Raw genomic sequence first — 22,299 nt, forward strand, 5'->3', positions numbered from 1 at the left:
ATATTTCAATTGAATTGTGCACTTTGGGAGGTACCCTGTTTGACAACAGCTAACATTAAGACACTTGTTGAAGAGATGGTCACGCCTTATCTGGAAGAACAGCAGTTTGAATTGGTAGACATTGAGTATGTCAAGGAAGGCAGCAGCTGGTTTTTGCGTGTGTTTGTGGACAAGGATGGCGGAATCGATATTGAAGATTGCGGCCGTGTCAGCGAATATTTGAGCCAGAAGCTTGATGAGAATGATCCGATTCCCGATGCGTATTTCCTTGAGGTCTCCTCTCCAGGGGCTGAACGTCCACTGAAGAAAGAAAAAGACTTTGTAAAAGCGATTGGCAAGCATGTGTATATCACTACATATGAACCTATCGATGGCAGCAAGGAATTCGAAGGTACACTAGAGGCTTACGACGGCGATACGCTAACGGTCACCGTGAACAAGAAGAAGCACGTTCTTCCTTTCAATAAGGTAGCAAGTGCTCGTCTTGCGATTTTGTTCTAAAGCTTTGTTTCTATAATCGCGAGCGAATTTCATTTCGCTTAGGAACGAAGAGGGCAGATAGTCCTGAAGAAGCGAGGGCGTTCGCCTTGTTTGAACTTTTCACGACAGGTGGAATCAACAAGGCAGAACTACAGCATCGAAGGATTTTCTGCCTTTGACGTAGAGCGGGGCCATTTGCTATGCGATTATAGCGAGCTTGATACAAGCACAATTTCATTAAAAGCACAGGTGCTAGTAATGAAGCCGCCATAAGCGGCTGAAAGGGGGAGCTTATCAAAATGAGTATTGATTTTATTGAAGCACTGTCTGAAATCGAAAGAGAAAAAGGGATCAGCAAAGAAGTGCTTATCGACGCCATCGAAGCTGCGTTGATCTCCAGTTATAAGCGCAATTTTAACGCCGCACAGAACGTGCGTGTCGATATTAACCGTTCTACAGGCGTAATTAAAGTGTTCGCCCGCAAAACGATCGTTGATGAAGTGATGGATCCAAGACATGAGATCTCGCTGCATGCTTCACGCGAACACAATCCGAACTACATGATCAACGATATCTGCGATATCGAAGTTACCCCTCGCGAGTTTGGCCGCATTGCAGCGCAAACGGCAAAGCAGGTCGTAACTCAGCGCATCCGTGAAGCAGAGCGTGGATTGATCTACGATGCGTTCATTGATAAGGCGGAGGATATCGTTACGGGTATTGTACAGCGTCAAGATACACGCAACGTCTTTATTGACTTGGGCAAAGTAGAGGCGGTTCTCCCTCTTAACGAAATGATGCCGAATGAAAAATTCAAGCACGGCGACCGTGTGAAGGCATACATTACGAAGGTGGAAAACACGACTAAAGGTCCTCAAATTATTTTGTCCCGCACACATCCAGGCCTCTTGAAGCGCCTGTTTGAGCTTGAAGTGCCTGAGATCTTTGATGGCGTCGTGGAGATTAAGTCTGTCGCTCGCGAAGCGGGACAACGCTCTAAGATTGCCGTGTATTCCCGCAATCCAGAAGTAGATCCAGTTGGATCTTGCGTAGGTCCTAAGGGACTTCGTGTTCAGACAATCGTAAATGAGCTTCGCGGGGAAAAAATTGATATCGTTCGCTGGTCGGAGGACGTTGAGGAGTATGTAGCAAATGCGCTCAGCCCGTCCAAAGTCGTTCAAGTGGACGTTCATGAAGAAGAGAAGATGGCCCGTGTCATCGTACCGGATTATCAATTATCGCTTGCAATCGGTATTAAAGGACAAAATGCACGTCTTGCTGCTAAGCTTACGGGATGGAAGATCGATATTAAGAGCGAATCCCAGGCTTATGATGGCGAAGTAGGTGCTCCTGCAGGAGATGCTAGCGACGCTGTACCAGAACTTGATACCGTTGATGAGTATTTGGATTGATTCGAATCCTGCCGTAGGCTGCGGTTTTTCTCTTCAGCATAGAAGGATAATCGTAAGGGGGTAGGTTCAATGCGAACAAGAAAAGTACCACTTCGAAAATGTGTAGCTTGCCAACAAATGATGCCAAAAAAAGAACTCATTCGAGTGGTCAAAACACCTCAGGATGAAGTGCTTATTGATTTGACAGGCAAGAAGTCGGGGCGAGGCGCTTATCTGTGCGGTAAGCTGTCTTGCTTTAAGCTGGCACATAAATCAAAGGCTCTAGACCGTGCACTGAAGCATCCGGTGCATTCCGATATATACGAACAGTTGGCGCAAGACTTCATTCGTGTTGAAGATGAGTTCCTTGCGATGAAGGAGCAGGCTCATGATGAAGACGAATAAGGTGCTATCCCAATTGGGGCTCGCACAACGTGCAGGAAAGCTTGTAACGGGAGATGAGATCGTACTGAAGGCGATCCGTAGTCAACAGACACAGTTGGTGTTCGTTGCAAGCGATGCGTCAGAGAATACGAAGAAGAAATTCCGTGATAAATGCAAGACCTACGGTGTTCCACTCGCGATTGGGTTTACAAGAGATGAGTTGGGTGAAAGTCTTGGCAAGCTTGACCGTGTCATTGTCGGTGTGACAGACAGCGGCTTTGCGCAATTAATGAAGAACGGGCTTATGACTATGTCGGAGGTGGAGTATATTGAGTAAACAAGAGAACAGTAAGGACAAATTAAGAGTATACGAGTACGCGAAGTCTAACAATATGAGCAGTAAAGAAATCATAACGATTCTGAAGCGTCTAGATTATCCCGTGAACAACCATATGAGCGTAATGGAGAACGATGCAGTGGCAAAAGTAGAACAGTATTTTAAAGATGTTAAAGCAAACGCGCAAACGAAGCGCGATTCCAAACCGCAGGCACAAGTAAGCCAAGCGACTCAACAATCGACAGAGCCTCCGAAGCGCCAAGAGCGCTCGGAGCATAGACCACGTCAAGATGAGCGTGGACCACGTCCAGAAGGACGCGACAGACAGCATGGACACCAAGGTGGACCACGCGGTGGTCAAAGCGGTCAAGGCGGCCAAGGCGGCCAAGGCGGCAACCGCCAAGGTGGCGATCGTCCGTACCGTCAGAACCGTCCTGGTCAAGGTCAAGGTGGCCAAGGAAGTGGAGGTAATCGCCAAGGCGGCGATCGTCCATCCCGTCCTCAGCACCAAGGCGGACGCCCTCAGGGTCAAGGTCAAGGACAAGGCAGACCGCATGGTCAAGGCGGCTCACAAGGCAACCGTGGCGGCGCAGGCGCAGCTTCCCAGTCGGCTGCTCGCCCAGCAATGGAGAAGCAGCAGCCAGCTCGCTTGAACAACGGCGTAGATCGTCCATCCAAATACAGCGACAATGACAAGTCAGGTGCAAAAGGCGGCAACCGTGGCCGTAATAATGCTGGCAAGCCAAATAATCGCTTTGATGACAACCGTGGCAACAACCGCGGTCCGCGCAACAAAGGCAGAAACAACAGAAACAACCACCGTCAAGTAGAGGTGCGTGAAAAGATTGATAACACGCCGAAGAAGATCATCGTTCGTGGTGAAATGACGGTTGGAGATCTTGCGAAGCTCCTTCATAAAGATGCTTCTGAAGTGATCAAAAAGCTCTTCATGATGGGACTTATGGTTACCATTAACCAAGAAGTTGACCTCGATACGATTCAGCTGATTGCTGACGAGTACAAGGTTGAGGTTGAATTGAAGCTTCCTGTTCAGGAAGATCCATTTGAAGAAGAAGTGGAACCAGAAGTGGAAGAGAATCTGGTTGAACGTCCACCAGTTGTAACGATCATGGGTCACGTTGACCATGGTAAAACAACGTTGCTTGACTCCATCCGCAAGACGAACGTAACAAGCGGAGAGGCTGGCGGTATCACGCAGCATATCGGTGCGTACCAAGTTGAGATCAACAACAAGAAGATCACATTCTTGGATACACCAGGCCACGAAGCGTTCACCTTGATGCGTGCTCGCGGTGCTCAAGTTACGGACATTACCATTATCGTCGTTGCAGCAGATGACGGTGTAATGCCGCAGACCGTTGAGGCAATCAGCCATGCGAAAGCCGCAGGCGTACCGATTATCGTTGCTGTCAATAAGATCGATAAACCTGAAGCAGATCCAGATCGCGTGAAGCAAGAACTGACGAACTATGAGCTTGTTCCTGAAGAGTGGGGCGGAGACACGATCTTCGTTAACGTTTCAGCGAAGCAGCGCATGGGACTTGAAGATCTGCTCGAAATGATCCTGCTTGTAGCAGAGGTACAAGAATTCAAAGCAAATCCAGATAAATTGGCTCGAGGTACTGTAATCGAGGCAGAGCTTGATAAAGGTCGTGGACCTGTTGCACGTATTTTGGTTCAATCGGGTACACTAAAAGTCGGTGATCCATTGGTTGCAGGTACATCGTTCGGTCGTGTCCGCGCGATGGTAAATGACCGTGGCCGCCGCTTGAAGGAAGCAGGCCCATCTACACCAGTAGAGATTACAGGTTTGACTGAGGTGCCTCAGGCTGGGGATCCGTTTATCGTATTCGAAGATGAGCGTAAAGCACGTTCGATCTCCGAAAAACGCTCTACAACGCTTCGTCAAAGCCAGCTTGGCGCCAATGCGCGCGTTACGCTTGATGATTTGTTCAAGCACATCAAAGAGGGCGAAATCAAAGAGCTTAATGTGATTATCAAGGCTGACGTTCAAGGTTCCGTAGAGGCTCTTAGAGGTTCCCTTGAGAAGATCGAAGTTGAAGGCGTACGCGTAAAAGTGATTCACTCAGGCGCAGGTGCGATTACGGAATCCGATATTATCCTAGCTACAGCGTCCAATGCGATCGTAATCGGCTTTAACGTTCGCCCAGATGCGCAAGCGAAGCTTACGGCAGATCAAGAGCAAGTTGACGTTCGTCTGCACCGTGTAATTTACACGATCGTAGAAGAGATCGAACAAGCGATGAAAGGTATGCTTGATCCAGAGTATAAAGAAGTGGTTCAAGGTCATGCCGAAGTTCGTGATACGTTCAAGATCAGCAAAGTGGGTACGATTGCTGGCTGTATGGTCACTTCTGGCAAGATTACACGCAATTCGGATGCGCGCGTAATTCGCGACGGCATTGTCATCTTCGAAGGCAAACTCGATTCCTTGAAACGCTTCAAGGACGATGCAAAAGAAGTTGCGCAAGGCTACGAGTGCGGTATCATGCTGGATAAATTCAATGATTTGAAAGAAGGCGACATTATCGAATCGTTCACCATGGAAGCTATAGAACGTAAGTAATTCGCCGGACAGAAAATGAGGTGATTTTCCATGGCCAAGATTCGTTCAGGTCGAGTGGGTGAGCAGATTAAGAAGGAGCTTAGTCAGCTTATTCAAATGGAATTAAAAGATCCGAGAATTGGTTTTCTTACCGTAACGGGGGTTGAGGTAACCAATGATCTATCTCTTGCTCGCGTATACTTGAGTGTGCTCGGGGATGCGGAAGCAAAAGAAAATTCTCTTAAAGCATTAGACAAGGCAAATGGATTCTTGCGGTCTGAGCTTGGCAAGCGCATGAGACTTCGCCACGTTCCAGAGCTTAACTTCAAGATCGATGAGTCGATTGCTTATGGCAGCCGTATTGAAAAGCTGCTAAGCGATATTCATGATGGGAAGGATAATGATCATGCTTAATTCGAACCCATCGAATAGTAATGCTCATGAATCTGCACCTTCTCTTGATTCTTTCGAATCAGGAGAGGGGCAGGTTCTCTCTACATATGGGCAAGATATGAATCAAGCCCTTCAATTTATCAAAAACTATGACCGCTTCCTGGTTGTAGCGCATGTTAGTCCAGATGGAGATGCGATCAGCTCAACTTTAGCAGTAGGTTGGCTGCTCCGGAAGTGGAACAAAAGCTTTGTCATGGTGAATGAAAACCTTGTTCCAAGCCGTCTTGATTTCATGGAAGGCGTATCAGATATTCATATCTGTGAACAGCATCCAGATGAGGGGCCACTATCCTTTGATGCTGTCATTTGTGTGGATTGCGCAGATTATGAACGGATTGGGTCGGTGACAGGCTGGATTCAGTCCCATGTACCGATTCTAAATATCGACCATCATCCTACCAATAACCGATATGGTGAAGTTGCTTTGATTCGCGAGGATGCAGCTGCGACAGCTGAGATCCTTTTTGATTTGTTTGAGCATGGAGGCATCGTGCTTGACGTTGAAGCGGCAACGATCCTATATACCGGTTTATTAACCGATACAGGTGGATTCCGCTACAGCAATACGACACCTCATGTGATGGAGACAGCATCTAAACTGCTGCAGGTCGGGGTTCAAGGTAACGAGATTGCGGATCGATTGTTGGAGCGGATGAGCTATGCTCAAATGCTGTTGATTAAAAGAAGTCTTGCGAGACTCGAATTTACGGATGACCGCAAAATTGCTTGGCTCTATGTGACACCGGAGGATATGCTGGAGACCGGAGCATTGAATGAGGATTTAGAAGGAATCGTGAATTATCCTCGCAATGTTGAAGGCGTTCAGGTTGGATTTCTGCTCAAAGTCAATGAATCCGGACGCATAAAGGTAAGCCTACGTTCCTCAAGTCAGGTCAACGTAGCCAAGGTTGCGCAGCACTTTGGTGGAGGCGGACATATCCGAGCAGCAGGCTGCACATTGACAGTTCCGCTGGAGCAAGCGATTGAAGCTATTATAGAGCAGGTGAAGGAACAATTATGACAGAACTTCAAGGCGTTCTTCCCGTGTGGAAGCCTGAAGGCTGGACATCTCACGATGTCGTTGCCAAAGTAAGAGGGATCATCAGAGAGAGGCGTATCGGCCATACAGGGACGCTTGATCCACAGGTTACAGGGGTTCTGCCCCTTTGCGTAGGCAAAGCAACTCGTCTTGTTGAATATTTGCAGGAGCTGCCTAAGCAGTATGAATGCGTGCTGCGCTTCGGCATTGCTACAGATACAGAGGATATGAGTGGCACCGTGCTTGAACGGAAGGATGCCTCTTTTATAACAGAAGAGGATGTTCGACAAGTCATTCAGTCCTTTATCGGAGAGATTGAGCAAGTTCCCCCGATGTATTCAGCCGTAAAAGTGGACGGGAAACGCTTGTACGAGCTCGCTCGCGAAGGAAAGACGGTTAAGCGTCAGTCTCGCCAAGTTACGGTATACGATATTGATATCTTGGACATGAATATGGGAACAAGTGAGCCAACCGTTCATTTTCTTGTCACATGTTCAAAGGGCACTTATATTCGTACGCTTTGCGTGGATATCGGACGTTCGCTTGAAGTTCCATCCACCATGGATTCCTTGATTCGAACGATGTCTGCTCATTACACCAAGGATCAATGCTATACGATGGAGCAGATTCAGGAGAAGGCAGCAGAAGGGGATGTCAGCTCTATCTTGATCCCCGTTGATGAAGCCATATCTTATTTGCCCAAAATAACGATTATGGATGAATTTGCTCATTTTGCGACGCAGGGGAGAGGAATACCGTTTCGAGCGTGCTCTTGTCAACCTTTGACGAATCAGCTCTATCGGTTGTATGATGTACGAGGACTCTTCTATGGCTTATTCCACGTTCCAGATGGAGAACGAGCTTTGCGTCCTGTGAAGGTATTTTTGCCCTCATCGGATCCAAAGTAGTACAATAATGCGTAGATGCAGCCCTATAGATAGAATAAGGTGCTGTTATCTTCGCATTTTTAACATATAAGGAAGGATATCGGACTAGATATGCTTGGCTTATATACACTGATGCCATGATTGTCCGCCATGCGGAAGCAGAGGATAATGACAGCGCGGTGCACGTGAATATGTGAATGGAAGAACATACTAATCCCTTGGGATATAGGAGTTTAGATAACCATGCAAACGATACATTTGCTTCATTCGTTAGAAGATGCAACTTGGGAACAAAGCAAAGTTCCTCAAGTGCTTATACTCGGCCACTTTGACGGCATTCATCAAGGTCATCGCCATGTCATTAAGCGTGCTGTTGCATATGCAAGACAAGAAGGACTAATTGTCGGCCTAATGACTTTTCATCCGCATCCGAAGGGGGTATTCGGCAGACCAGGATATGACCGTTATTTGACTCCACTTGGGGAAAAAGAACGGCAGCTGGAAGCCCTCGGTGTTGATCGGCTTTACGTCGTACAATTTGATACGGTGTTTGCCCAAATTACGCCGACGGAATTCGTGCATGCCTTATGCAGACTAGATGCCACGCGAGTGGTGTGCGGTTTTGACTATCGCTTCGGACATCGCGGAGCAGGTACTGCGGATATGCTTCGTGAAGAAGGAAAGCACTGCTTTAGCGTTGATATCATCGAGCCAATCGATCAAGATGGGGCTAAGGTAAGCAGTACACGTATTCGCGAATGCTTGGATCGCGGCGATGTAAGTCGCGCAAATGAGCTGCTAGGTAGACCCTATATGCTTCGCGGCGAAATTGTTCATGGCGAGAAACGGGGAAGAGCGATTGGCTATCCAACGGCAAATGTACAGCCGGAAGAGCCTTACTATATTCCAAAGCTTGGCGTATATGCCGTGCGTGCAGAAGTGCGAGGAGAGACGTACGACAGCGTGCTCAGCATAGGGTTGAAGCCGACATTCCACAGTCATATTCTTGAGCCGGTCGTGGAAGCTCATTTATTTGATTTTCATGATGACATCTACGGAGAGACGATGACCATTTACCTTGAGAAATTTATTCGAGGCGAAGAGAAATTCAACTCCGTTCAAGAACTCATTGATCAGATTCATCGGGATTCAGAGGAAGCAAAGACCTATTTGCGAAGCTTGTCCAAATAGTATTTTACTTTCCTCTTCATTGATGATATACTAGTGCCGTTGTCGTGTTTACACGGCATCGCCTGAGCTTGGTTATACGATCTCACCGACGGTAACGAGGCTTATGGACGTAATAGAAGAATAATATTAGGAGGTGAACAGGATGGCATTGTCTCAAGAACGTAAGCAACAGCTTATCGAAGAACACAAAACTCACGCTTCCGACACGGGTTCTCCGGAAGTGCAAATCGCTATCCTTACTGAAAACATCACGAATTTGACGGAGCATTTGCGTACTCACAAGAAAGACCATCATTCCCGTCGCGGTTTGTTGAAAATGGTTGGTCAACGCCGTAAGTTGTTGGCTTACTTGAAGAACAAAGATGTTAGTCGTTATAGCGCATTGATCGCTAAACTCGGTCTGCGTCGTTAATAGCTCGAACCCAGGCAACCTGGTTGTGCACCGCTTGCGATGCGGTCTACGGCTGGGTTGCTTTTTATACATCCGGCTTTGTTTTTCTCCTCATGCGTACATAATTTGTGTGTTTGAACCGAACGAAGTGTCCCTTTTTTCTTAAAGTTCCGTTCGAGAACGGTTTTAACAATGCAATGAAGGAAATAATGGGGCTAGAAGAGAATAAAAGAAGCATGAACATAAGGAGGGATTCCCCATGCATCGCATCGAGATGGATCTAGGCGGTAGACCGCTTTCGCTTGAACATGGTCGTTTGGCTAAACAAGCGAATGCAGCGGTTACGGTTCGCTATGGTGATACGGTCGTACTGTGTACGGTAACGGCATCTAAAGAACCGAAGGACCTAGACTTTTTCCCGTTGACTGTCAACTATGAAGAGCGTCTATACGCTGTAGGTAAGATTCCAGGTGGATTTATTAAGCGAGAAGGCAGACCAAGCGAGAAGGCTATTTTGGCAAGCCGCTTGATCGACCGTCCAATTCGTCCACTATTCCCAGAAGGTTTCCGTAATGATGTACAAGTCCTTGACCTTGTCATGAGCGTGGATCAAGATTGTCCTCCGGAAATCGCAGCGATGATCGGTACATCTGCTGCATTGTCAGTGTCCGATGTGCCATTCAACGGTCCAATCGGCGGAGTGATTGTAGGTCGCGTCGATGGTCAATTTATCATTAATCCAACAGTACAGCAAGAAGAGATCAGCGATATGCATGTAGTCGTAGCCGGTACAAAGGATGCGATTATGATGGTTGAAGCTGAAGCGAATGAAGTACCAGAGGAAACGATGCTTGAGGCGATCATGTACGGTCACGACGTGATCAAGACGATTGTCGAAACGATCGAGAAGTTTGTTCATGAAGTTGGCAAGGAAAAGATGGATGTTGTTCTCCATGCTGTAGATGCTGATGTCAATGAAGCTGTTAGAAGCTTCGCAGGAGAGCGTTTGGTGGAAGCAGTTCGCATCGCTGAAAAGCATGCTCGCCAAGATGCGATCGATGCGATCAACGCAGAGACGGTTGAGCACTTTACAGCTGTATATGTAGACGATGAAGACAAGATTGGCGATGTGAAAGAGACGCTTTACGATATCGTGAAAGAAGAAGTTCGCCGTCTCATTACTCATGACAAGGTGCGTCCGGATGGTCGCCAACTTAGCGAGATTCGTCCAATCGAGTGTGATGTGAACCTGCTGCCTCGTACGCACGGTTCTGGTCTATTCACACGTGGTCAAACACAAGCGCTCAGCATCTGTACACTAGGTGCGCTAGGCGATGTTCAGATCCTTGATGGAATTAGTCTTGAAGAATCCAAACGCTTCATGCATCACTATAATTTCCCGCCGTTCTCCGTAGGCGAGGCTCGTCCGCTTCGTGCTCCAGGACGCCGCGAGATTGGACATGGTGCCCTTGGTGAGCGTGCATTGTCTAAAGTCATTCCTACTGAAGAGGAATTCCCATACACGATTCGCCTCGTATCTGAGGTATTGGAATCGAATGGTTCGACCTCTCAAGCAAGTATTTGCGCAAGTACGCTTGCTATGATGGATGCAGGTGTGCCGATTAAAGCTCCTGTAGCCGGTATTGCGATGGGCTTGATCAAGGATGGCGAGCACTTCTCCATTCTATCTGATATTCAAGGGATGGAAGACCATCTTGGAGATATGGACTTCAAGGTTGCGGGTACAGCTGCAGGTGTAACGGCCATTCAAATGGATATTAAGATTGATGGAATTAGCCGCGACATTCTGACTCAAGCGCTGGCTCAAGCTAACGAAGGCCGCATGCATATCCTTGGTAAGATGATGGAGATCATCCAACAGCCAAGAGAGACATTGTCTCCATATGCGCCTAAGATCTTGACGATGAACATCAATCCCGACAAGATCCGTGATGTTATTGGTGCAGGCGGCAAAGTTGTCAACAAGATTATCGAAGAAACAGGCGTTAAGATCGATATCGAGCAAGACGGCCGTATCTTCATTGCTTCACCAAGCCAAGAAGGCAACGAGCGTGCTCGAGAGATCATCGAAGGCATCGTGAGAGAGATTGTAGTAGGCGAAGTGTTTAACGGTACGGTTAAACGCATCGAGAAGTTCGGCGCATTTGTTGAGCTGCTTCCTAATAAAGAAGGATTGGTACACATCTCTCAATTGTCTACAGAGCGTGTAGAGAAGGTTGAGGACGTTGTCCAAATCGGCGACAAGCTTGAAGTGAAGGTCGTTGAGATCGATCAGCAAGGTCGCATCAACTTGTCACACAAAGTGATCCTTGATCCATCCAGTGAAGGAACGCAAGCTTCCACTGGCCCTCGCAAGCCTCGCCCTGATCGTGATCGTGGCGGTCGTGAGCGTAACGGTAACGGAGATCGTGGAGAACGCAGACCTCATAACAACAACGGTCCAAGACCACAACGTACAACACAATCCTAGAGGATAACGAATATCAATAACAACCTCTTATTACGAACGCATGTATTAGGAGGTTGGAACTTGTTCTCGTCCTTTGGCAGAATGTAAACAATCTTTCTGTTCAAGAGATCCTTTGGCTAGGAGATAAAGATGAGCCTCTTATCGTGACATTCGTCCAGAATGATCGCGTATAGAGGCATATTACGAAGAGACAGAAGTGAATTCTGGCTCTTTTTGTATTTTAACGAGCTGAAAGGGTTTACTTTTATCTCATGAGCGAGAGCTCGTCCGAATAACGTCGTCCTTTTACGCATAGAATGAAAGGAGCCTGCGTCTGTCCAAGCGCGGGAATTTAGTTCTATGCTGATTTAATCGAAAGGATGACACAATCACATGAATAGATGGAGCAAGAAGACAAAGCACAAATGGCTGGCTGTAGGCGTGTCTGCCGCAATCGTTATGATCATCTCCCAGCTTACTGCAATAGGCGCTTATATTGAGGATACGAAGGCATCTTCCGTATGGAGTACGGCATTCTTGCAAGAGGACCAGATTGCCATGACGCAAGAAGAGCTGAAGCTGCGCATTGAAAAAGAAGCAGAAGCAAAGAACATTGCTCCGATTGATGCCCGTATCGATCGGGTGTGGAAAGCGATACCGGGATACAATGGGCTAGAGGTGGATGTTGAAGCGACCTTAAAGCGTAATGCATCAAAGCGTCAAGACGAGTTGATTGACTATGTGATGCGTGAAATAAAGCCTAACACAACATTGCAAGAGCTGCCGCCGACCGAGATATACCGAGGCAATGAAAAGAAGCCTGCTGTAGCATTAATGATTAACGTTGCGTGGGGAAATGAATTTATTCGTCCGATGCTTGATACGCTTAAAAAAGAAGGCGTAAAGGCAACATTTTTCTTTGATGGCTCCTGGGTGAAAAAGAATCCGGAGCTCGCTAAAGAAATCGCATCCGAGGGGCATGAAATCGGCAATCATGCTTATTCGCATCCTAATATGAATGAACTAAGCGAAGGCCGTCAATATCAAGAGATCGACAAGACGAAGAAAGTAATCACAGAAACGATAGGCGAACATAGCGAGTGGTTTGCGCCGCCATCTGGCGCGTTTAATTCCTTAACGGTGAAGACTGCCCATCAGCTTGGTCTTAAGACGGTGCTGTGGACTGTAGATACAATTGATTGGCAGAAGCCAAGCCCAGGAACGGTTGTGAGTCGCGTCCGTAACAAGGTGAGTGCAGGAAGCTTGATACTGATGCACCCGACAGCGTCATCTAGTGCTGCTTTGGCGGATATGATCGCTGTTATTCGCCAAAAAGAGCTTGTGCCAGGCACGGTAAGCGAAGCATTGTCAGAGCGTCGATTAAAGGACACGAAAGTTGAGTGATCCTGATTTTTTTGATAGGATAAGAGGTGCGATTCGTTGCACTGATCATAGTTTGAGGAGGACCACGATTGGAGAAGCTTCAGTTACGCAATGGTCTAAGAGTTGTCTTGGAGAAGATTCCAACTTGCCGTTCGGTGTCATTTGGCATTTGGGTGAAGACGGGTTCTCGTTTTGAGAATGAAACAAGCAATGGAGTCTCACATTTTATCGAGCATATGTTGTTTAAGGGAACGGATCGTTATGATGCGAAGGCCATCGCAGAAGCATTCGATGCGATCGGCGGCAACGTCAATGCGTTCACTTCCAAAGAATATACGTGCTATTACGCAAAAGTATTGGATGAGCATCTGCCGATTGCAGTAGATGTGCTATCCGATATGTTTTTCCATTCCAAGCTCGATGACACAGAGCTAGCCAAAGAGAAGAATGTCATCTTGGAGGAGATCTCCATGTATGAGGATACCCCTGATGACACTGTGCATGATTTGGTAACGAAAGCGGCTTACGGTGGACATCCGCTTGCTTATCCGATTCTCGGTACAGAAGAGACGCTTCATCCGATGAATACTTCGGATTTGCGCCGCTATATGAAGGAGCATTACACGATTTCCAATACGGTAGTGGCGGTTGCTGGCAACTTTGATGATTCTATCGTCGAGCTGCTGGAGAAGCATTTTGGCCATTTTCAAAATGATCATGAAGAGCATCAGGCTGAAGTACCGGCGTTTCACAGTCAGGTTCTATTCCAAGAGAAGCAGACAGAGCAGAATCACATCTGCTTGAGTCTTCCAGGCTGCTCGATGTCTGATCCAAAGCTGTATGCCATGGTCATCTTGAACAATGTCATTGGCGGAGGAATGAGCTCAAGGCTGTTCCAGGAGATTCGTGAGAAGCGTGGATTAGCTTATTCGGTATATTCCTACCATTCCTCTGCAGCAGACAGCGGTCTGTTTACGGTCTACATCGGTACTGCACCGAAGCAGACGCAAGAGGTATTGGATTTGACGATGGAAGTACTGCTTGATATTACCCGCAATGGCATTACTGAGGATGAACTTAGCAAGGGCAAGGAGCAGCTCAAGGGAAGCTTAATCCTAAGCCTGGAAAGCACAAGTTCTCGCATGACTCGTCTTGGTAAAAATGAACTTATGCTAGGCCGTCATTATACATTAGATGAGATGATTGCACGAATCGAAGCCGTGACGATGGCAGACGTTCAGGACATGATTCAGAAGATGGTTTCTGAGCCGCTTGCTGTCGCTATGGTAGGCGCCAATAAAGACATAATATCGAATTTCAGGAGGGACTATCTTGTCACAAACCGCATATGAAGTACAAGTAAAACGATTGCCGGGCAATGAGGATATACATATTCCAACGAAAATGTCTGAGCTTGCAGCAGGATTTGATCTTTATGCAGCAGTAGAAGAGCCGCTGACACTAGGACCAGGACAACGTGTGCTGATCCCTACAGGATTCGCGATAGCCCTGCCGCCAGAACTTGAAGCACAGATTCGCCCAAGAAGCGGGCTAGCCTACAAGCATGGCTTAACCTGCTTGAATTCTCCAGGCACGATAGATGCTGACTACCGTGGCGAGGTTAAGGTGCTCTTGATTAACCACGGGAGCCATGGCTTCACAATTGAACGCAATGAACGCATTGCACAGATGGTCATTCAAGTCGTACCTACTGTAAACTTGATTGAAGTGGATGAGCTATCTGATACAGCACGCGGAGAAGGTGGATTTGGCCATACGGGCACGAAGTAATTGAATAAATTTTCCATATGTTATCCAAAACAGACTGTCATTCGGCGGTCTGTTTTTTTATTATCGGTAACGGAAATGTCAAAAATCGCTTCCTGCACCCTTTCTAGGCTTAAGCATAAGATGTTCTATATGCCAGATTGATGTGAACTGAAAGGAGTGAGAAGAACGCATGTTGACTGGGGTTCACGTCGTATTCTTAGGCGGAGACGCTAGACATTTAGAGATCATTCATAAGCTCACAGAGCTAGACGCGAGTGTAACGCTTGTAGGATTCGACCAGTTGTCAAATCCATATCATGGTGTTCAACGGCAGTCCCTATCGCAGGAGCTTCTTCGTCATGCAGATGCCTTGATTCTGCCGGCTGTCGGAACGGATGATGACGGAAAGGTTCACGCGATATTTACATCAGAGGAAATTACGCTTACCGAGGAGCATATAGCCTCGCTCCCCTCTCACGCCATCGTTTTTACTGGAATGGCGAAGCCCTATTTAAGCAAACTGTGCGAGAAGCATAAGCTGAAGCTGGTTGAATTGTTTGAACGGGATGACGTGGCGATATACAACTCTATACCGACAGCAGAAGGCGCAATTATGATGGCGATTCAACATACAGACATAACGCTGCATGGATCAGAGACAATCGTGCTTGGTATGGGTAGAACCGGGTTTACCCTAGCCCGAACGTTATTAGGGTTGGGCGCGAATGTACGTATTGGCGTCCGAAGGGATGAGCATTTTGCACGTGCTACAGAGATGGGTTTTCAGCCATTTTACTTACGCGAGCTGGCACAACGGGTGACAAATATCGACTTGCTTTTTAATACGATACCGACTATGATAGTCACAGCGCAGGTCATAGCACAAATGCCCAACCGTGCGGTGCTGATCGATTTGGCCTCGAAGCCAGGAGGAATTGATTTTCGATTTGCTGAAAAGCGTGGGGTGAAAGCCATGCTGGCGCCTGGTCTTCCGGGAATCGTCGCACCGAAGTCTGCCGGCCGCATTCTTGCTCAAAGCATTAGTCAGCTATTATTAGAGCAAATGCGAACATCGGGGGAATGAAGCATGAACTTTAAAGGGATTACAGTGGGCTATGCACTAACAGGATCACACTGCACATTTGATGAGGTTATGCCTCAGATTCAGCGGTTTGTTGATCTTGGCGCGAAGGTTATCCCGATTGTCTCGAATACCGTCATGACGACGGACACTCGATTTGGAACTTCCCAACATTGGCAAAAGCAGTTGAAAGATATTACGGGTAATGATATGATTTCTACGATTGTAGATGCGGAGCCCCTGGGGCCGTCTAAGCTCTTGGATGTGATGGTTATCGCACCGTGCACAGGCAATACGACAAGCCGGCTTGCGAATGCGATCACAGACAGCCCTGTTCTTATGGCTGCGAAGGCTCAAATGCGCAATCTGCGTCCGTTGGTTCTCGCAATTTCTACGAATGATGGCCTCGGATTGAATGCAGCGAACATCGCAAAGCTGCTCGTGGTGAAAAATATTTATTTTGTACCTTATGGGCAAGACAATCCGACACAGAAGCCGAATTCATTAGTAGCCAGAATGGATTTGATTCCTGAAGCGTGTGCGGCGGCATTAGAGGGAAAGCAATTGCAGCCGCTTATCATTGAACGCTTTCAGTATAAATGATCGAGACTAGAGAGCGTGATCGACATTCAATCACGCTCTTTACGTACTCATAGTGTGGTAAAGGGGAGAAGAGACACATGACGAATCAAAAGCGGTTCAACGTTGCAGTAGTAGGAGCTACAGGAGCAGTAGGGGAACAAATAATCAAGCTGCTTGAGGAGCGTCAATTTCCTTTTCAACAATTGAAGCTATTGTCCTCCGCTCGTTCTGCTGGTACAAAGATCTCCGTTTCTGGAGTAGAGTATACGGTTGAAGAAGCACGACCAGAAAGCTTTGAAGGTATTGATATTGCTTTGTTCAGCGCAGGCGGAGACGTGTCAAAAGCACTTATTCCTGCTGCGATTGAAAGAGGAGCCGTATGTATTGATAATACGAGCGCTTTCCGCATGGATCCTACCGCACCGCTTGTTGTGCCCGAGGTGAATGGGGACAAAATCAAAGACCATCAAGGTGTGATTGCCAATCCGAACTGCTCCACGATTCAGATGGTTGCAGCCTTGAAACCAATATATGACCGCTACGGCATCGACCGCATCATTGTGTCTACTTATCAAGCCGTGTCTGGAGCGGGAAGCCGTGCAATTGACGAGATGCTTCACCAGACCAAAGAAGTGTTGGAAGGAAACCAAGTTCAGCCTGATATTCTTCCTGTATCCTCATTACCTGTGAAACATCAAATTGCATTTAACGCCATTCCACAAATCGATAAATTCCAAGAGAATGGTTTTACTTATGAAGAAATGAAAATGATTAACGAGACGAAAAAAATCATGGGTGATGATTCCATTCAAGTCACAGCGACTTGCGTGCGCATTCCAGTGGTATATGGTCATTCCGAGTCTCTATACGTAGAGCTTAAGAATGACTATGATCTCGCGGAAGTACGTCAATTGCTTGAATCAGCACCAGGCATAACCGTGGTTGATCGTCCTGAAGAGCAGGCCTATCCGCTTGCAACTGACGCGGCAGGCAAGCTTGACGTGTTTGTAGGACGCTTGCGTCGCGATCTTGACCATCCACGTGGCCTTAACATGTGGATTGTTTCGGATAACCTGCTGAAAGGCGCAGCCTGGAACGCAGTTCAAATTGCAGAAACATTTGCTTCAGAGCGGCAAGAGTAACACGCCGCTCTTGCTTTGTATTGGCTTAGACAGAATATGCAGCCCTTGTGTTAACGTAACCGTTAGGCCTAACATGTTCTGGCAGTCAGTCTTCATCAGTGTTGGAGGAATTACTCATGCGAATACTTGTTCAGAAGTTCGGAGGAACTTCCCTATCTACAGCAGAAGCCAGAAAGCAAGTCATACGTCACATACGTCGTGAACTGGACAATGGATTTCATCTTGCCGTTGTCGTGTCGGCAATGGGGAGAAGAGGCGAGCCCTATGCGACAGATACATTACTAGACTGGATCGGGGGAAATGGAAACCATCTTCCAGCAAGAGAGCAGGATATGCTGCTTTGCTGCGGCGAGATCATTTCTGCAACGACCCTATGCAGTTTGCTTCATGAGGAAGGCATCCCAGCGGCTGTGTTCAATGGAGCACAAGCGGGATTCAAGACAGATCAGCACTTCGGCAATGCAAGAATTCTGGATGTGAATCCAGAACGTGTGCTTCAAGCCTTGCAGGAAAATAAAGTGGCTATCGTTACAGGCTTCCAAGGCCAAGCAGAAAATGGCGACTTTACGACCCTTGGCCGTGGAGGCAGCGACACCTCTGCCACAGCGCTCGGTGCTGCACTCCGTGCTGAAATGGTCGATATTTATACAGACGTAAATGGCATATTGACAGCAGACCCGCGGCTTGTAGAAGATGCTAAGCCGCTTACCGTAGTAAGCTATGCTGAGATTTGCAATATGGCACATCATGGAGCTAAGGTTATTCACCCTCGCGCAGTAGAGATTGCCATGCAAGCTCAAATTCCGGTACGCGTCCGTTCTACATTTAGTGATGAGGAAGGAACGCTTGTCACGAATCCGGACGGCATTCATGACCTGTACGAAGGAATCGTGGATCGTTTTGTGACCGGGATCGCGTATGTAAGCAACGTTACGCAAATTACGGTTGAAGCCCATGAGGGTGCACATGATTTGCAGCTTAATGTATTTAAGGCAATGGCTCACAACCAAATCAGCGTTGATTTTATTAATGTAACCTTGTCAGGAGCGGTTTATACGGTCTTTGATCATGATGCACCTCGTGCATTGGAAGTGCTCCGTGAGATGGGCTACTCACCAAAGGCGATGTCAAGCTGCGCTAAGGTATCGGTCATTGGCGGCGGCATGAATGGCGTTCCTGGCATCATGGCACATATTGTCGAAGCGTTGACGAAACAAGATATTCAGATTCTTCAATCCGCTGATTCCAATACAACCATTTGGGTTCTTGTAACCAAAGAAGATATGGTACGGGCATTGCGGGCCCTGCATGAGCAATTCGGTTTGAATCGATAATAAGATCGAAGTCATCCGCATTTTAGGGGAGGAGAACAAACGTGGATTTTGGTAGATTAGTAACAGCAATGGTAACACCGTTTGATGCAAATCTAGGCATTCATTGGGCAGAAGCCGAGCGAGTGATCGAAGAATTAATCGAAGTGCAGAAGAGTGATAGCCTGGTGATTTCAGGTACAACGGGAGAATCGCCAACGCTTAGCGATGAGGAAAAGGTTCAGCTCTATCGCTTTGCAGTTGAAAAGGCTAGAGGGCGTGCAAAGATTATCGCTGGAACAGGCAGCAATAATACCTCTCATTCCATTCATTTGACAAAGCTTGCAGAAGAAGCGGGAGCAGATGGTGTTCTATTGGTCGTACCTTACTACAATAAGCCGAACCAAGAGGGACTATACCGTCATTTTAAAGCGATTGCTGAATCTACCGCACTTCCAGTCATGCTGTATAACGTTCCAAGTCGTACGGTAACCAGCATGAGTGCGGATACTACGCTGCGACTGGCGAATGATGTAAAGAATATTACTGCAACGAAGGAATGCGCGTCTATTGAACAGGTGGCTATTATAGCATCCAATGCTCCTGAAGGCTTCAAAGTATATACAGGCGACGACTCCGCAACGCTTCCAGCGCTTAGCGTAGGTGCTTATGGCATTGTAAGTGTGTCCAGCCACATTGTCGGCGAGCAGATGAAGCATATGATTCAAGCTTATTTGAACGGCGAAACAGTTCAGGCAGCAGAATGGAACAACAAGCTGCTTCCGGTATTTAAAGGATTGTTCGAAGCTCCGCATCCGGTTCCTAACCCAGTTGCCGTAAAGTTTGCGCTTCAATTGCGTGGATTCGAAGTGGGTGGCGTTCGTTTGCCACTTGTTGAGGCAACTGATGCAGAGCAGCAATTTATCCATAATGTCGTAAAGCCGTTCTTAGCACGTTAAAAAATCGAGTCATCGATTTATTGACAAAAAGGCCCAATTATTGGGCTTTTTTTTTGTTTCATAGCGTAGTTTGTGAGGTATACATACTTTGTACATATGGAATTGTGCGAATATATTTAATATCATTAAACATAACAAAAAAATAAAATTATCTAAGCCCATGATACATAAGATGCGTGATGAAAACGCTTATATAGCAAGTGAAAATCAATTTTTGCGATGGATGGAGTCAAGGAGGCGCACGTTAGGAGCGCCAAAACGCCGACTTGTGTTTTTTCATAACGTTCATGTATAATGATTATCAAGTGACTGGGTGCGGTATATTTTACAAAAGTAATTTCATTGGTGCGACGGCCAACTGAATATAGGAGGTTAAGATTGACATTGTCAAAGAAGAACAACACAGATAAGTTATCGATTTTTGCATTGGGTGGCGTAGGAGAAATTGGGAAAAATATGTACGTTGTCCAATACGGTAACGACATCGTCGTCATTGACGCTGGATTAAAGTTCCCAGAAGAGGATATGCTCGGAATCGATATCGTTATTCCTGATATCACCTATTTAACAGAGAATCGAGATAAAGTACGAGGAATCATTGTTACACATGGTCATGAGGATCACATTGGTGGACTTCCTTATGTATTACGTCATTTGAATGTGCCTGTGTACGCAACAAGACTCACGATTGGATTAATCGAAAGCAAGCTTCGTGAGGCCAATCTGCTTGGTGAGACGAAGCGGATTCTGATTAATGCGGATTCAGAGGTTCGCCTAGGGTCGATGACCGCAACATTTTTCAAGACGAATCACTCCATTCCTGATTCCGTAGGAGTCTGCCTGGATACACCGGAAGGTGCAGTCGTACATACAGGTGACTTCAAATTTGATCACACGCCGGTTAATGGTCAATATGCGGACTTGCATCGTATGGCGGAGATTGGAAAGAAGGGTGTTCTTGCACTTCTTTCTGATAGTACGAACGCTGAGAAACCAGGATTTACGCCTTCAGAGAGCAGCGTAGGGGATACACTTGAAGAAATATTCCATAATGCAGAGCAGCGAGTTGTCGTCGCAACATTCGCCTCTAACATTCATCGCGTGCAGCAGGTTATTGAAGCCGCTCATGCTACTAATCGCAAGCTTACTGTCATTGGACGCAGCATGGTTAACGTCGTAACTATTGCGTCAGAACTTGGCTATCTTCATATTCCTGATGGAATGCTTATTGAGCCTGAAGAAGTCAATAAGCTTGCAGCAGATCGTGTCGTCATTTTATGTACAGGCAGCCAAGGCGAGCCGATGTCCGCGTTGACAAGAATGGCTCGTTCAACACATCGCAAGGTAGACATTCTGCCAGGCGATACGGTTGTCATTGCAGCAACTCCAATCCCAGGAAACGAAAAAGATGTCGGCCGTACGGTTGACGAACTGTTCCGTCTCGGAGCAAATGTGATTTATGGCGGGGCACATTCGAGAGTTCACGTTTCCGGACACGGAAGCCAAGAAGAGCTTAAGCTTATGTTGAACCTGATGAAGCCGCAATACTTCATCCCTATTCACGGTGAATACCGCATGCTGCGTCAGCATGCGCGTCTCGCAGAAGCGGTTGGTATTGAGCCAGAGAATATCTTTATCACCGATATCGGGGATACCGTTGAGATTCAAAACGGAGTTGCGCGCAAAGGCTCTAAAGTTCCTTCCGGCTATGTTCTTATTGATGGACTAGGCGTAGGTGATGTAGGCAACATCGTTCTGCGTGACCGTAAACTGCTCTCGCAAGACGGCATTCTTGTTGTCGTGGTTACACTTAGCAAGCAGGATGGCACGATTATGTCTGGACCAGACATCATTTCGCGCGGATTTGTCTATGTTCGCGAATCTGAAGGATTGCTCGATGAAGCAAATCGCATTGTTACATCAACGCTACAACGCTTGATGAGTGAGAATGTGAATGAATGGGCTTCGTTGAAGACGCATGTGAAAGATGCACTAGGACGCTTCTTGTATGAACAAACGCGTCGTCGTCCGATGATTCTTCCGATCATCATGGAAGTATAGAACGATAGGCTTTTTATCCAAACAAATATTGAAATGTGACTTTAGGTCGCATTCAGATCACTATGCTGGGGTAGCTCATTTCCTGTCTTTAAGAAGAAGGAATGGGCTACTCTTTTTATTTTGTTAGAGCAGCTTTTGTCTAGGCAGTCGTTCCTTTTCACTCTTATTTGTTCGCATAACGCATAACTGGATGGAGCAACCTAGGAATGTACTTGCAGAGAATGGAGGAGCAATATGTCGCAGTATAACAACAATAACGGGCGAAGAAATCCTTTCTTGAATCAATATTCCTATATTCTTAGCTCCAAGCAGCAGCAAAATCTCAACCAGTTTGAACGTCCTTTTGAACAGAATCAAAATGAGCAGCCGCCGAGTAATCCTTACTCGCCATCCGTTCCACC

20 protein-coding genes are annotated in these 22,299 nt (G+C 46.9%); all 20 read left to right on the forward strand.

The features are described 5' to 3' along the window. Positions 1-39: 39 nt before the first annotated feature. The 20 genes from rimP to I2H74_RS08505 all read left to right on the forward strand — a co-directional run bounded on the left by rimP (position 40) and on the right by I2H74_RS08505 (position 21,898). Positions 40-501: a ribosome maturation factor RimP gene (rimP, locus tag I2H74_RS08405; protein WP_195573235.1), complete on the forward strand. Its 462-nt coding sequence runs from the start codon at positions 40-42 to the stop codon at positions 499-501. Between the two features lie 278 nt (positions 502-779). Continuing rightward, a complete protein-coding gene (nusA, locus tag I2H74_RS08415; RefSeq protein WP_195573239.1) occupies positions 780-1,892 on the forward strand; it encodes a transcription termination factor NusA in 1,113 nt (370 codons plus the stop codon). 69 nt (positions 1,893-1,961) lie between these two features. Continuing rightward, positions 1,962-2,276 carry an RNase P modulator RnpM gene (rnpM, locus tag I2H74_RS08420; protein ID WP_195573241.1) on the forward strand — a complete coding sequence of 105 codons (315 nt, stop codon included), beginning with the start codon at positions 1,962-1,964 and terminating at the stop codon, positions 2,274-2,276. After that, complete coding sequence (locus I2H74_RS08425; protein ID WP_195573465.1) at positions 2,263-2,592, forward strand: L7Ae/L30e/S12e/Gadd45 family ribosomal protein; 330 nt, start codon at positions 2,263-2,265, stop codon at positions 2,590-2,592. Before rnpM ends, I2H74_RS08425 begins: the two co-directional genes overlap by 14 nt. Beyond that, complete coding sequence (gene infB / locus I2H74_RS08430; RefSeq protein WP_195573243.1) at positions 2,585-5,200, forward strand: translation initiation factor IF-2; 2,616 nt, start codon at positions 2,585-2,587, stop codon at positions 5,198-5,200. Before I2H74_RS08425 ends, infB begins: the two co-directional genes overlap by 8 nt. Before the next feature lie 30 nt (positions 5,201-5,230). Next, the gene (gene rbfA, locus I2H74_RS08435) at positions 5,231-5,593 is read left to right on the forward strand and encodes a 30S ribosome-binding factor RbfA (protein WP_195573245.1); all 363 of its coding nucleotides are present in this window, start codon (positions 5,231-5,233) and stop codon (positions 5,591-5,593) included. Between the two features lie 97 nt (positions 5,594-5,690). After that, the gene (locus I2H74_RS08440; RefSeq protein WP_229106516.1) at positions 5,691-6,653 is read left to right on the forward strand and encodes a DHH family phosphoesterase; all 963 of its coding nucleotides are present in this window, start codon (positions 5,691-5,693) and stop codon (positions 6,651-6,653) included. Next, entirely contained in the window at positions 6,650-7,579 is a 930-nt protein-coding gene (truB, locus tag I2H74_RS08445; RefSeq protein WP_195573249.1) for a tRNA pseudouridine(55) synthase TruB, read from the forward strand. Before I2H74_RS08440 ends, truB begins: the two co-directional genes overlap by 4 nt. A gap of 222 nt (positions 7,580-7,801) precedes the next feature. Continuing rightward, a complete protein-coding gene (locus I2H74_RS08450) occupies positions 7,802-8,749 on the forward strand; it encodes a bifunctional riboflavin kinase/FAD synthetase (protein WP_195573251.1) in 948 nt (315 codons plus the stop codon). Between the two features lie 142 nt (positions 8,750-8,891). Next, positions 8,892-9,161: a 30S ribosomal protein S15 gene (rpsO, locus tag I2H74_RS08455; RefSeq protein ID WP_195573253.1), complete on the forward strand. Its 270-nt coding sequence runs from the start codon at positions 8,892-8,894 to the stop codon at positions 9,159-9,161. Between the two features lie 238 nt (positions 9,162-9,399). After that, entirely contained in the window at positions 9,400-11,631 is a 2,232-nt protein-coding gene (pnp, locus tag I2H74_RS08460) for a polyribonucleotide nucleotidyltransferase (protein ID WP_195573255.1), read from the forward strand. Positions 11,632-12,003: 372 nt separating this feature from the next. Then, the gene (locus tag I2H74_RS08465; RefSeq protein WP_195573257.1) at positions 12,004-13,014 is read left to right on the forward strand and encodes a polysaccharide deacetylase family protein; all 1,011 of its coding nucleotides are present in this window, start codon (positions 12,004-12,006) and stop codon (positions 13,012-13,014) included. Positions 13,015-13,082: 68 nt separating this feature from the next. Next, positions 13,083-14,345 (forward strand): M16 family metallopeptidase, encoded by a 1,263-nt coding sequence (locus I2H74_RS08470; protein ID WP_195573259.1) that lies wholly within the window; start codon positions 13,083-13,085, stop codon positions 14,343-14,345. Beyond that, entirely contained in the window at positions 14,326-14,784 is a 459-nt protein-coding gene (dut, locus tag I2H74_RS08475; protein WP_195573261.1) for a dUTP diphosphatase, read from the forward strand. The genes I2H74_RS08470 and dut overlap by 20 nt, the downstream gene beginning before the upstream one ends. 169 nt (positions 14,785-14,953) lie before the next feature. Then, positions 14,954-15,847, forward strand: coding sequence for a dipicolinate synthase subunit DpsA (gene dpsA, locus I2H74_RS08480; protein ID WP_195573263.1), 894 nt, complete (start codon positions 14,954-14,956; stop codon positions 15,845-15,847). 3 nt (positions 15,848-15,850) lie between these two features. Then, positions 15,851-16,447, forward strand: a complete 597-nt coding sequence (locus tag I2H74_RS08485; RefSeq protein ID WP_195573265.1) for a dipicolinate synthase subunit B — start codon at positions 15,851-15,853, stop codon at positions 16,445-16,447. 77 nt (positions 16,448-16,524) lie between these two features. Beyond that, entirely contained in the window at positions 16,525-17,568 is a 1,044-nt protein-coding gene (locus I2H74_RS08490) for an aspartate-semialdehyde dehydrogenase (protein WP_195573267.1), read from the forward strand. 116 nt (positions 17,569-17,684) lie between these two features. Then, positions 17,685-18,902 (forward strand): aspartate kinase, encoded by a 1,218-nt coding sequence (dapG, locus tag I2H74_RS08495; protein ID WP_195573269.1) that lies wholly within the window; start codon positions 17,685-17,687, stop codon positions 18,900-18,902. A gap of 41 nt (positions 18,903-18,943) precedes the next feature. After that, positions 18,944-19,837, forward strand: a complete 894-nt coding sequence (dapA, locus tag I2H74_RS08500; protein WP_195573271.1) for a 4-hydroxy-tetrahydrodipicolinate synthase — start codon at positions 18,944-18,946, stop codon at positions 19,835-19,837. A gap of 384 nt (positions 19,838-20,221) precedes the next feature. After that, the gene (locus I2H74_RS08505; RefSeq protein ID WP_195573467.1) at positions 20,222-21,898 is read left to right on the forward strand and encodes a ribonuclease J; all 1,677 of its coding nucleotides are present in this window, start codon (positions 20,222-20,224) and stop codon (positions 21,896-21,898) included. Positions 21,899-22,299 lie beyond the last annotated feature (401 nt).

Origin of the sequence: Paenibacillus sp. 1001270B_150601_E10, from assembly GCF_015558675.1 — a bacterium.
Classification (GTDB): Bacteria; Bacillota; Bacilli; order Paenibacillales; family Paenibacillaceae; genus Paenibacillus_B.